Source organism: Vibrio cortegadensis (genome assembly GCF_024347395.1).
Lineage (GTDB): Bacteria > Pseudomonadota > Gammaproteobacteria > Enterobacterales > Vibrionaceae > Vibrio > Vibrio cortegadensis.
Genome location: NZ_AP025473.1, coordinates 517,738 through 531,017, shown reverse-complemented (window position 1 = coordinate 531,017; position 13,280 = coordinate 517,738). Strand labels below are relative to the sequence as shown.

Genomic DNA, 13,280 nt, shown 5'->3' with positions numbered 1-13,280 from the left:
CTATAAATTCCAGCAGTGAAAAGTCGCGTAACTACCCCACGGGGCGACGGATTTTTGGTTTAAATTGGTATATTCGGCCATGGCTTTTTTAACCACTAAGTCTGTATCTAAAAAACAATCTGATTGAGATAGCCCACGCAACAAAGCGTAATTAATCGTCCACGGGCCAATCCCTTTTAATGATAACCACTCAGATGGGTGTTCATCAAAACTCTCGCACATATAGCGTGCGAATCTACTTAAAGTTTCCTTGCGACTATTTGGCATACGCAAAAAACTGACATCGCTCGACGCCACTTTTTCCGGCGTGGGAAAGTACATGGCAGACTCTGTCTGTTCACCTAAAGTATCCACTAACAAATTCAGTTGCCCAATCGCGGCTTTCACTGATACTTGCTGCCCTAGAATAGCTCTAACGCCGGCCTCCCATGCATTCCATACACCGGGAATTCGCAAGCCATGCTCTTTTATCAAGCCCGGCGCACTCTGCTCTAACTGTTCTTCGATGCTGTGAATATCAATATCCAAATCAAACATTCTGCGCAGTTGGCTCACAAGATTTTGTAACTGAGTCATATCATCTAGCTCAAAGCTAATATCCAAAACGTCGCTTTTTCCTAACGAGGCTTTGAACCAACCTTTTACCCCATTAATGATAAAGTGACGTTGATAGCTATTTTCATCCACTATTTCAATGCTGGATATTGCTCTGAGTCGGTAAAAGTTCAGCATATGCTGCCAGTTAAATGGGGCACGGAAAGCCAAGCTCAATTGGTGAGTTGATTGTTTCATGTTGGTATTTTTTCTCATTTGACTCGGTGTCAATTTAAGGTATTTTTTGAAGGCATCATTGAAACGGCGAATGCTGTTAAACCCACAGGCAAAGCTCACGTCTCCAATGCTCATCGAACTGGTATGAAGCAACTGCTTAGCAAACATAAGTTGATGATACTGAGCATACTGCTTTGGCGACATGCCTAAGTGTTTATCAAACAGTTGCCTCAAATAACGATCTGAGATCCCTAGTCGCTTCGCCAATTCAGCCAAAGATTGTGTTTGTAATTCACCACGCTCAATCATCGTAATTGCACGCTGAAATGTCGTCTCTGTCCCTTTCCACGCCCATGAATGTGGGGCACTATCAGGTCGGCAACGTAGACATGGTCGATACCCTGACTGCAACGCCTTTATAGCATGGTGATAATATTCAACATTCTCTTCTTTGGGCATCACCGCAGGACAGATTGGGCGACAAAAAATGCCCGTCGTTTTGACAGCAATATAAAACTGTCCATCGAAACGAGGATCTCGCGCTTTTCTCGCTTTTTGACACTCTTCAATACTCAGCCTACTTTCTACTTCCATCTTGCGCTATCCAAGTTCCTTTAGAGACATATTAAGTGTATCGCGAACCATCGCCTTAAATAGCCATTTTCGGAACTAAACCTAAAAATAGTAGAACACTGCTCACTATTCACCTTTCTCTAATCTCTAATCTCTAATCTCTAATAACCAATCACTAATGAATATTAGCGCCAGAGACCTCAGAGACAAAAAAAGCCACATAATGATGTGGCTTTGTTTAGGCAGATCTTCGCCTTATGTTCAGGCGTTTTAGCGCGACGTTACACTTTGAAATAGCGCAATTGATCTTTTAGTACTTCAGATGCTTCGGCCATAGATTGACTCTCTTGAGCCAGTAATTGAGAAGCTTGTTTGACTTCATTCGCTGATAGATGAATGCTACTTACATTTTGATTCATCTCTTGAGCAACCAAACCTTGTTGCTCTGATGCCGCTGCAATTTGAGCGACCATATCATTAGAAACCACCAGCTCTTCAACCATTAACGCGAGCTGAGCTTGTGTCTCTTTCGCTTTAGCCACACTCGCTTCCACTTTACTGTGGCTGCTTTGCATAGTATTGGCAGTATTGGTGGTTCTCTCGATTAATGCATCAATGGTTTCTTGCACTTCTGAGGTTGAGTTATGGGTACGACTGGCTAGGTTTCGAACTTCATCGGCAACCACTGCGAAACCTCGACCTTGCTCCCCAGCCCTTGCAGCCTCAATCGCGGCATTTAATGCTAGCAAGTTGGTTTGATCTGAAACGTCAGAAATCACGTTTACTACCGAGCTAATTTCATCCACACCACTTTTTAACTGAGTCACAAGATTATCTGCGACCGCGATATTATCTGACACTTCGGCAATCGTATCCGTCGTCGCACGCATATTGCCGCCACTCACCTCTGCATGAGAGGTCGCAGTCGCCGTTGATAGCGCGGTTGTCTCTGCATTATGAGCAACGTCTGAGATGGTCGTGCTCATCTCTGTCATTGCAGCTGAAAGCTGTTCAAGCTGCGTATACTGAGAATAGACACTGGTTGCGGCTTCTTCACTAGCGGAAGCGATACTTTGCGCCATACTGGAAGAGAGAACAGCAGATTCATTCGCCGATTGAAGCGTTTGTTGCAGTTTAGCCAGCATGCGATCGATCTCGCCTCCAACCTCTCCAAGCTCATCTTTTCTTTTAAAGTTAAGCCTTACGGTTAAGTCACCATCAGCAATACGGTGGGTTTTACCAATCAGGTTATGCAGTGGGTTAACTATATTTGTCGAGATCACAAACCCCATTGCGAGTAATACTACGGCAAGGATCACCGCAACAATCAACCCTTGTATCGCATTCGCAAAAAAGGTTTCTTGTATATCGGCAACTAAAATCCCAGAGCCAACAATCCAATCCCATTGAGAAAAATAGATCACATAAGAAATTTTATCCTTCAACTCACCGGTTGAACTTCTCCATTGATAGTCTAAAAAGCCATGTTGAGTCGTTTTGGCTATTGTAGCCATCTCTTGCCAATGATACTTCCCAGCACCATCTTTGAACCCCTGAGCATTTTGTCCAATCAACTCTGGTTTAATCGGATGCATTAAGACGTTTAACGCTGGATTGGTAACCCAAAAGTAGTTTGTCTCATCGAAACGAATTTGCTTAATGGCGTCTAGTGCCATCGATTTCGCAACCTCTTCTCCAAGTTCACTGCGCTGCTGGTAAAAATAGTCCACCAACTTCACGACCGTTTCCACTTGAGATGACAATTTGCCTTCTCTTTCTAGGTAAGAGGAACTCCGTTGCTCATTTAAGTTATACAAACAGGTCGCAATGATCATCGTCACTGCTGCCATTACTATTGCTAATAGTTTATTTTTCACCGATAAATTACTTAATTTCATACCAAGCCTACCCAACGTCAATTGTTGTTTTATTTTTGTTTTTATATTGTGGCAGAACTTGTAATTCATCATGATGACTTTGGTCTTATTTTGTGATGAATAATGAATGCTGTTTCACATTTTTTTGACATGTCGCTACATTCGCATTCCTCCATCGATTTCGAGCACTCTTCCGGTAAAGTACTCATTTTCAAATATATATTTGGCCGCATGGGCAATCTCAGCAGAATCACCTATTCGCCCCACGGGTATCATTGCTTTCAAGCGATTTACTGCTTCAGGTTTCAGCTGTCTTGCCATCGCAGTATCCACAACTCCTGGAGCAATAGCGGCAGCGCGAATGCTATAACGAGCAAGCTCTTTCGCCCAACATGTCGCCATACTTGCAACGGCTGCTTTAGATGCAGAATAATTCGATTGACCAATATTCCCTGAACGAGCAATACTCGAAATATTGATAATGACACCCTTACGTTTCGTTTCGATCATTTTGGCGGCGGCCTCTCTCCCACACAAAAATGTCCCGACCAGATTCACGTTAATCACCGCATTAAACTGCTCCAAAGACATCTTATGTATCTCGCCCTCTTTCACCTTGACTAACAAACCATCTCTTAGCACGCCAGCATTATTGATTAAGCCATCAAGTTGCCCGAAGTCCTCGACAATTTGATTGAACACAGCTTCGACTTGAGGCTCACTTGTCACATCAACAGGATAGATACGAGAAGTGACGCCAAGTGCCAAACACTGCTGTTGTGTATCTTGTAACGCTTGCTCATTGATATCGAGTAAGGCGAGTTCAGCTCCAGATTGCGCTAAGGTTATCGCCATCGTCTGCCCCAAACCTTGTCCTGCCCCCGTAATCGCAACGACACTCTGTTTCAAGTTCATAGATAAATCTCCTTACCGATACCGCTTTAGTGGTGGTAATAATGGTTGCTACTGCGAGGTAAACTCAATGGCCTAATTGTGCGAGTGGATGCTGTTCTTTGCTCCACAACGAAGTGAATAGTGCCTCGATCAGATCAGCATCCACATCACCAACGCTGCTAAATAACCATTGAGGTTCACCACTTTTATCAATTAACCGCGCTCGAACGCCCTCTTGAAATTCTCCCAAAATTCCACAATGAGCCGACAAGCCGAGTTCCAGTCGAAAGCAATCGGCTAAGGATAAATGATGGTGTTGAGTCATTTGTCGAAAACAGATGTGCGCGGTGATAGGGCTGCCTCCTTTCAAGGCGTGTTTGGCAGAATCGAGCCACTTATGTGTCGATTCCGAATAGGGGGAGATCGCTAATATGTTGCGTCGAATCATCTCTAAATCTGTTGAATTGCAGGCTTGCTGGATCTCAGAAAAATAGTACATCAATTGATTTTCTGGCTTGTGGTCTATGGCCTGCTTGGCTAACGAGTTAAGCAACGTCGTGAGAATGGAATGATGATCGTTATGTTCTTGCCAAGAAGTGGCTTGTAACTGTGCAAGGAGGTGATCTTTAGCCTCAGGAAGAAGCAAATGATCCGCAAGATGAATATCGACCGCATCCGTTGCATTCACTAACGCGCCGGTAAGACCTAGAAACAAACCAATACCCGGTTCTAATCGATTTAGAAACCAAGTTCCACCCACATCAGGATACAAACCGATGTTTATTTCTGGCATGGCTAAACGGGATTTAGGCGTCACTACTTTGTGGCTCCCTCCCATAAATAGCCCCATTCCACCACCCATCACTATGCCTTCCCCCCACACGACAATAGGTTTGGGATAGGTATGGATCAGATAATCACATTGATACTCAACCGTAAAATATTGAATACAAAATGCTTGTGCATCTGCTTTAGATTCATCACGCATCACGTTATGCATTGTGCGGACATCCCCTCCAGCACAAAAAGCTTTCTCACCCGCCCCCTGTAATAAAATGCAGACAATTTTGGGATCGTATTTCCACAGATCTAACTGATCTTTTAACTGCACTAACATATCGAAAGTTAATGCATTCAGAGAAGTTTCATTTTCCAGAGTCGCAATCCCAACGCTGTGCTTTTCATCGTCACATTGCCATTCAGTAAAGCTGACCTTACCTGTCATATCGCCTCCTTTATTTACAGAATTTCAGCCCCATCAGCTAACAGTCGTCTTGCGATAATTAAACGCATGATTTCGTTCGTACCTTCTAATATCTGATGTACTCGAACATCTCTGAAGTAACGTTCAAGTGGATACTCTTTGATGTAACCATAGCCGCCATACAGTTGTAGCGCTTGATCACACACTCTAAATCCGACGTCGGTGGCAAATCGCTTAGCCATCGCACAGTAAGCCGTTGCTTCAGGATCTTGACGATCCAATTTACTGGCCGCATATCGAACTAACTGCCTTGCAGCCACTAACTCTGTCGCCATATCCGCGAGCTTAAATTGCAGCCCTTGGAATTGATCCAAACTTTTACCGAACTGCTTACGCTCTTTCATGTACTGAGTCGCTTGATTCAACGCTTGCTGCGCCGTACCTATAGAACAGGTCGCGATGTTAATTCGCCCACCATCGAGACCTTTCATCGCGAATGTAAAACCCAGCCCTTCTTCTCCCAATAAATGACATGCAGGAATAGACACATTTTCAAAAGTAATCGAGCGTGTTGGTTGGCTATTCCACCCCATTTTGGGTTCTTTTCGCCCGTAACTGATCCCTGCGGCATTCGCCGGAACCACAAAAGCAGAAATACCCTTTGCCCCCTTGCAAGCCTGATTTTCCGTTTTACTGTCATCAGCTTCTGTACGAGCCATCACCACTAAAACGTCAGTTTCACCAGCCCCCGAAATAAAGCTCTTGCCGCCGTTGATGATGTACTGCCCATCCACTTTTTGGGCTCTGGTGACCAATGACGCAGCATCCGACCCTGCATTTGGTTCAGTTAAGCAGTACGATCCTAGCCAATCTCCCGAGATCAATTGAGGGCAGAACTCATCTTTCACGTCTGAAGTTGCGAAGCTCGCGATCATCCATGTCACCATATTGTGAATCGTCATGAACGCGGTGGTTGAGGTGCACCCCATCGCCAACTGCTCAAAAATAATCGACGAATCGAGTCTACTCAAACCTAGTCCACCACTCTCTTCCGGCGTGTAAAGGCTCAAAAATCCTAGCTCCCCCGCCTCTTTCAAGACATCTTTAGGAAAGTGGTGTTTTTCATCCCATTCAGCCGCCATTGGACTCAATTTATCCATCGCAAATTGATGAGCGGTATCAGAAAACAGTTGTTGATCTTGATTGAGTTCAAAATCCATACATCGCTCCTTCTCGGTTTATTCGCAACCTCGCTTCCTATGTCTCGTCCTAGACTTCAATCCCCACTGCAATCGCTTCTCCACCGCCAATACACAAGGAAGCAATACCCCGCATCACTCTATCGTGAGGTTGATTTGAAACCGAAGATTGAAGCTTTTTTAACTGCCTTAAGCTATGGACTAAAGTCACCAAAATACGAGCCCCACTTGCACCAATAGGGTGTCCAAGCGCACATGCTCCACCTTTGATATTGACCTTGTTGGTATCTAGACCAAAGTGTTGAACGGCAATTTGAGTGACTACGGCAAAAGCTTCGTTAATTTCCCATAAATCCACTTCATCCACAGACCAATCTAGCTGAGAGAGCAGTTGCTCCATGGCATACACAGGTGCAAGGGTAAATTCAGAAGGTTTTCGAGCATGAGTCGCATGGCCTTTAATCACCGCCAATGGTGTTAAACCTTGTTGCCTTGCCAAATTAGAATCCATAACAATTAGCGCTGCGGCTCCATCCGAAATGGTACTGGAATTAGCGGCAGTCACCGAACCTGTCGTGGAAAAGGCGGGACGTAAATGGGGGATTTTATCAAGACTAATTTCCGTTGGATGTTCATCAAAATCGATAATTTTCTGTGACGATTTTTGTGCTGTGTGGGTAGATATCTTTGCCGTTGATGTCTCCTTAATTGGTGCGATTTCATCAGCAAATAACTGCTGTTGCTGCGCCTCTAACGCTCGGGTCACCGACATGGTCGCCCACCGATCCATCTGCTCGCGCGTAAAATGCAATTTATCAGCAGTATACTGTGCATAGACGCCCATCAGCTCTCCGTCGTAGGCATCTTGCAAGCCATCTAAAAATAGATGGTCATCCGTACTTTTGTGCCCTAAACGCATACCACTTCGGGCCTCTTTAAGCAGATAAGGGGCGTTGGTCATGCTTTCCATACCACCAGCAATCGCACATTGAATGGAGCCTGATAAAATCAAATCATAGGCCAGCACAACCGACTTCATGCCAGAGCCACAAACTTTGTTGATGGTGGTACAACCAACAGAATAAGGCAATTGTGCTCCGAGAGCGGCTTGTCGTGCAGGGGCTTGCCCACATCCAGCAGGTAGAACACAGCCCATGAATACTTCATCAATTGAATCAACAGAGATAGGAATCGACTCAAGCGTCGAACGGATGGCAAACGAGCCTAATTTTGGCGCAGAATATGCATTCAACATACCTTGAAAGCTGCCTTGGGGTGTGCGCTTTGCGGCGACAATCCATATCGACTTTTCCATTTATCTGTCCCCATCGATTGAGTTCTGATCAATGTTTTCTGCATAACGCCTTCAGAGCTAGCCTCAAAAAAAGCGGTTACTTTTTGCACTGCCCTTGCTTGACGTTTACGTAAGCATAGCACTAACATTTACGTAAACGTCAAGAAACAAAATTTCAACACACTTAGGGGAGCACCCACCTTTTAGGGGGCAATCGAAGGTCAGTTAACGGTTTTTCTCGGCATGACGTAGTTGGAGGCGACCATTAAATGGAAAGTTTCAAAATTAGCGAACTGGCGAATGAGTTTAATATCACGACTCGAAGCATCCGATTTTATGAAGACATGGGCCTAATTCACCCCATTCGCCAAAGTGGTATTCGAATCTACCGGCATCGCGATAGAGTCCGCATGAAGTTGATACTTCGTGGGAAACGTTTGGGATTATCGTTAGCAGAAATCAGAGAACTCTTTGAGCTCTACGATACCAATCAGAGTGACACTCAGTTAAACAAAATGTTGCTCCTTATTGACGAGAAACAACAGGCGTTACAACGTCAACTGGACGATATCAATGTCGTGATGCATGAACTCGATACCGCACGAGCACGCTGTCAACAAGCACTCAATGCCCCAAGCCGACAAGACCATGCAGACCATGATTCAGCAACATAATCAGCGTGCTTTCATTGGTCAATAACATTCTGGAGAGGCTCTGAAGTTTGGAGATAATCGAGAGTTTAGGAGATAGTATGAATAGCGACTACCGCTCACTTAACTTTGGCCTTGGCGACACTCTCGATATGCTTCGAGAACAAGTAAATGGTTTCGCGACTCAGCACATCGCGCCGATTGCCGCTGAAATAGATAGAGACAACCAATTTCCAAACCATCTCTGGGCACTGTTTGGTGACATGGGGTTACTTGGTGTGACGATCGGTGAAGAGTATGGCGGGGCAAATATGGGATACCTTGCTCATGTCATCACTATGGAAGAGATCAGCCGAGCCTCCGCTTCTGTTGCGCTAAGTTATGGCGCTCACTCCAACCTTTGCGTCAATCAGATCTTTCGCAATGGGACGCAACAGCAACGTGAAAAGTATTTGCCAAAACTGATTGATGGTAGCCACATTGGCGCACTCGCGATGAGTGAAGCAAACGCAGGATCTGACGTGGTTAGCATGCAACTAAAAGCGGAGTTAATAGGTAATCACTATCTTCTCAATGGTTCTAAAATGTGGATCACCAATGGCCCCGATGCCGATATCATAGTGGTTTATGCCAAAACCGATCCCAATGAAACCTCTCATGGCATCAGTGCATTTATCATTGAGCGCGACTTTGTCGGGTTCAGCCACGCACAAAAACTCGATAAGCTTGGAATGCGAGGCTCAAACACCTGTGAATTAGTCTTCGAAAACTGCCAAGTCCCAAAAGAGAATATCTTAGGCCAACTCAATCACGGTGTGGAAGTGTTAATGAGTGGCTTAGATTACGAGCGTGTGGTGCTGGCCGCAGGTCCACTGGGGATAATGCAGGCATGCCTTGATTTAGTGATCCCCTATGTCCACGACCGAAAACAGTTCGGACGCTCAATTGGAGAGTTCCAGTTGGTGCAAGCAAAAGTGGCAGATATGTATACCCAAATGAATGCAGCTCGCGCTTATATTTATGCGGTCGCTTCTGCGTGTGATCGCGGTGAAACCACACGTAAAGATTCCGCAGGCGTGATTTTATACGCTGCTGAACTTGCCACAAAGCTCTCGCTAGATGCCATTCAACTGCTTGGCGGCAATGGGTATATCAACGAATTTCCTGCCGGGCGGCTACTGCGAGATGCCAAGCTATACGAGATTGGCGCTGGTACCTCTGAAATAAGACGCATGTTGATTGGACGCGAGCTGTTTGAAGAATCCCGTTGATAAGCCCTCAACAAACCGTCACTTAACTCCAAATAAATGACTCATTGAAAGGAAAGATCCATGGCCATCATTGAAACTAAAGCCAAACCAAAGGATCCGCTTTTTCTCACTAACAAGCGAGTGATGCTTCGGCTGCTTGATAACCTTAACTCTAACCTTGAAATCATCAAACAAGGTGGAGGTGAGGCAGCGTTAGAACGTCAGCGTCACAAAGGAAAACTTCCTGTACGAGAGCGCATTGCCACCTTATTAGACCCCGAGACGCCTTTTCTAGAGATCGGTCAATTTGCGGCATGGCGAGTTTATGAACAGCCGATTCCGTGCGCAGGTCTGGTGGCTGGAATAGGCGAAATTGACGGAATCAAATGCATGGTGATCGCCAATGATCCATCCGTTAAAGGTGGAACCTATTACCCATTAACCGTCAAAAAACACCTTCGAGCTCAAGAGATTGCTCAGCGTTGCCATCTCCCCTGTGTTTATCTCGTGGACTCTGGTGGGGCAAATTTACCGCAACAAGCGGATGTCTTTCCCGATAAAGAGCATTTTGGCCGTATTTTCTTCAATCAAGCACGCATGTCAGCCAAAGGAGTTCCACAAATTGCAGTGGTACTTGGGTTATGTACCGCTGGGGGCGCTTATGTTCCTGCCATGGCTGATGTCTCGATTATTGTCAAAAAACAGGGAACTATTTTCCTAGCTGGCCCACCTCTTGTTCAAGCTGCGACAGGCGAAATAGTGACCGCTGAAGAGCTGGGAGGCGCGGATGTTCACTGCAAAAAATCGGGAGTGGCGGATTATTACGCTCAAGATGAGCAGCACGCACTTAACCTTGCCCGACAAGCAATATCTAGCACCAATCAAGCTTCCAACACTTGGCCAATTGCGACCTCCAACCCTATCCAACCTCCTCGTTACGACGCTACGGATCTGTATGGCATCGTCAATGCAGATTTGCGTCACCTATTTGATGTAAGAGAAGTGATCGCTCGTATTGTCGACGATTCTGACTTTGATGAATTTAAAGCGTTATATGGACAAACCTTGGTCTGCGGATTCGCCCATTTACACGGTCATCCTATCGGCATCGTCGCCAATAACGGCGTTCTATTTTCCCAATCTGCTCAAAAAGGGGCGCACTTTATTGAGCTATGTGCCAAACGAAAAATCCCACTGCTGTTTCTGCAAAACATTACTGGATTTATGGTAGGGAAAAAATACGAAGCCGAGGGGATAGCCAAAGATGGCGCTAAGCTTGTTATGGCCGTAGCGTGCGCTGATGTGCCCAAATTTACCGTTATTATTGGCGGTTCTTATGGCGCAGGAAACTATGGAATGTGTGGCCGAGCCTATGATCCAACCATGATGTGGATGTGGCCTAATGCCCGAATTTCCGTTATGGGAGGCGAACAAGCTGCAGGGGTAATGGCACAAGTACAGCGTGATATTAAGCAGCGAACCAATCAAGAATGGTCAGCCGAACAAGAGGAGGAATTCAAACAACCGATCATCGATCAGTATGAGACTCAAGGTCACCCATACTTTGCCAGCGCAAGGTTGTGGGACGATGGCATTATTGACCCGAAAGATACCCGTGACATCGTCGGGCAAGCTTTAGCGGCATCACTAGGTGCACCGATTGTTGAGAGTCAGTTTGGCATATTCCGGATGTAGCCCTGCCCATCTGAAAATTGAAAGTAGCCAGATGACATAAGAATAATGGCATAAGAATCACGACAAGAAACATTCAAAGATGAAGAAGAGGTGTTATGGATGACAAGCAACCAACCGCCCCCATTTAGCGATTTACTGTGTGATATTGATGCGCGTGGAGTCGCCACGTTAACGCTAAACCGTGTCGATAAGCACAATGCGTTTGACGATCGGCTGATCGACCATTTACTCGCCAAATTGCATGAGCTTGCCACTCACCCTTCAGTGCGAGTTTTACTGCTTAGAGCCAATGGGAAACATTTCTCTGCGGGTGCGGATCTCAACTGGATGCGATCAATGGCAGAAAAAACCTCAGATGAAAATAAGCAAGATACCACCCAACTGGCGCATCTTATGGCCACGCTCGACAATTTTCCTCACCCAACGATTGCGGTGATACAAGGTTCTGCCTTTGGTGGGGCGCTTGGCCTGATTTGTTGCTGTGACATTACCATCGCTCAAGATGATTCTCAATTCTGTTTAAGCGAAGTCAAACTCGGCCTCATTCCAGCAACCATTGCTCCCTATCTCTGCCGTGCAATTGGAACCCGCTTGGCGAGACGTTATATGCTGACCGCTGAAAGCATCAATGCCAAAACAGCACAGCACATTGGATTAGTACATAAACTTGCCTGTAACCGCCGAAATACTGAGCAAAAGATCAAACAATTTACCCAATATTTCTTAGCTAATAGCCCTGCCGCATTGCAGCAAGCTAAAGCACTTTGCCAGCGCTGCGCCACACAGCCTATTGATTCAGGTTTGATTGAGCATACCAGTCAGTTAATCGCCGACATTCGTGTTTCAGAACAGGGGCAAGAAGGTTTAAATGCATTTTTCGAAAAACGAGCTCCTTCATGGAGTGCTCAACCGAAAAAGTCATAGGAGATAAGCGTGACTCTTCCTACAGCAGTGTTAATCGCCGAAATGGGCCCTCGTGATGGCTTGCAGAATGAAGTCTCTGTCAGTACCGAAGCAAAAATCGATCTGATTAACCAACTCTCTCTAACCGGACTGAGGCACATTGAATCTGGTTCTTTCGTCTCTCCGAAATGGGTGCCTCAAATGGCAGATTCAGCCTTAGTGATGGACAAAATTTCTCGCCAGCCCAATGTTACCTATTCTGCACTCACCCCGAACCTACAAGGTTTTGAGCAAGCGATTCAATCTGGCGCGAACCAAGTCGCCATTTTCACATCAGCATCCGAGCTTTTTTGCCAACACAATATTAACTGCTCTATTTCTGAAAGCATCCAGCGTTTTCTTCCTCTGGTGGATGAAGCTCGAAAACTCAATATTCCTGTAAGAGGCTATTTATCTTGTGTCGCAGATTGCCCATACGATGGAACAACACCTCCACAACAAGTCGCGACTGTCGCCCGAGAACTACTTGAATTAGGCTGTTATGAAATATCTCTTGGTGACACCATAGGAACAGGAACGCCACTGCGTATTGCAACTATGTTAGAAGCCGTACACAAGCAGGTGCCACTCAACCAAATAGCAGTGCACTTTCACGATACTTGGGGGCAAGCTCTCACCAATATATATCAAGCTCTAACCATGGGCGTTTCCGTCATTGATAGCAGTGTCGCGGGTTTAGGGGGCTGCCCATATGCAGTTGGAGCCAGCGGCAATGTCGCGACTGAAGATGTACTCTATTTATGCCAAGGGTTAGGTATTGAAACCAATATTAACTTGCTCGATGTCGCCAAATCAGGGTGGATGATCTGCGATCATTTAAATAAACCACCCACGTCAAAAGTCTCACAAGCGCTTCGCCATCGTTATGTGAAAGACATGAGATTTACAATGTAAATATGGATATATTGTC

11 protein-coding genes are annotated in these 13,280 nt (G+C 45.6%); 5 read left to right on the top strand and 6 right to left on the bottom strand.

From position 1 onward, the window contains the following. The 6 genes from OCV39_RS16735 to OCV39_RS16710 all read right to left on the bottom strand — a co-directional run bounded on the left by OCV39_RS16735 (position 1) and on the right by OCV39_RS16710 (position 7,833). Positions 1–1,365 (bottom strand): DNA-3-methyladenine glycosylase 2 family protein, encoded by a 1,365-nt coding sequence (locus OCV39_RS16735; RefSeq protein WP_261890067.1) that lies wholly within the window; start codon positions 1,363–1,365, stop codon positions 1–3. 260 nt (positions 1,366–1,625) lie between these two features. Next, complete coding sequence (locus OCV39_RS16730) at positions 1,626–3,242, bottom strand: methyl-accepting chemotaxis protein (protein WP_017052778.1); 1,617 nt, start codon at positions 3,240–3,242, stop codon at positions 1,626–1,628. Between the two features lie 135 nt (positions 3,243–3,377). Next, complete coding sequence (locus tag OCV39_RS16725; protein WP_261890066.1) at positions 3,378–4,136, bottom strand: SDR family oxidoreductase; 759 nt, start codon at positions 4,134–4,136, stop codon at positions 3,378–3,380. 64 nt (positions 4,137–4,200) lie between these two features. Continuing rightward, positions 4,201–5,340, bottom strand: coding sequence for an enoyl-CoA hydratase/isomerase family protein (locus tag OCV39_RS16720; RefSeq protein ID WP_261890065.1), 1,140 nt, complete (start codon positions 5,338–5,340; stop codon positions 4,201–4,203). Positions 5,341–5,354: 14 nt separating this feature from the next. Further along, the gene (locus OCV39_RS16715; protein WP_261890064.1) at positions 5,355–6,539 is read right to left on the bottom strand and encodes an acyl-CoA dehydrogenase family protein; all 1,185 of its coding nucleotides are present in this window, start codon (positions 6,537–6,539) and stop codon (positions 5,355–5,357) included. A 49-nt stretch (positions 6,540–6,588) separates the two neighbouring features. After that, a complete protein-coding gene (locus tag OCV39_RS16710; protein WP_261890063.1) occupies positions 6,589–7,833 on the bottom strand; it encodes a thiolase family protein in 1,245 nt (414 codons plus the stop codon). A 248-nt stretch (positions 7,834–8,081) separates the two neighbouring features. Here OCV39_RS16710 and OCV39_RS16705 point away from each other — a divergent pair, with 248 nt between their 5' ends. The 5 genes from OCV39_RS16705 (at position 8,082) to OCV39_RS16685 (ending at position 13,264) form a co-directional block, all read left to right on the top strand. Then, positions 8,082–8,486, top strand: coding sequence for a MerR family transcriptional regulator (locus OCV39_RS16705; RefSeq protein ID WP_261890062.1), 405 nt, complete (start codon positions 8,082–8,084; stop codon positions 8,484–8,486). A 77-nt stretch (positions 8,487–8,563) separates the two neighbouring features. Next, positions 8,564–9,733, top strand: coding sequence for an isovaleryl-CoA dehydrogenase (locus tag OCV39_RS16700; RefSeq protein ID WP_261890061.1), 1,170 nt, complete (start codon positions 8,564–8,566; stop codon positions 9,731–9,733). A 60-nt stretch (positions 9,734–9,793) separates the two neighbouring features. After that, positions 9,794–11,407, top strand: coding sequence for a carboxyl transferase domain-containing protein (locus tag OCV39_RS16695; protein WP_261890060.1), 1,614 nt, complete (start codon positions 9,794–9,796; stop codon positions 11,405–11,407). Positions 11,408–11,506: 99 nt separating this feature from the next. Beyond that, positions 11,507–12,331 carry an enoyl-CoA hydratase-related protein gene (locus OCV39_RS16690; RefSeq protein ID WP_261890059.1) on the top strand — a complete coding sequence of 275 codons (825 nt, stop codon included), beginning with the start codon at positions 11,507–11,509 and terminating at the stop codon, positions 12,329–12,331. Between the two features lie 9 nt (positions 12,332–12,340). Next, positions 12,341–13,264 carry a hydroxymethylglutaryl-CoA lyase gene (locus tag OCV39_RS16685; RefSeq protein WP_261890058.1) on the top strand — a complete coding sequence of 308 codons (924 nt, stop codon included), beginning with the start codon at positions 12,341–12,343 and terminating at the stop codon, positions 13,262–13,264. Positions 13,265–13,280: the final 16 nt, after the last annotated feature.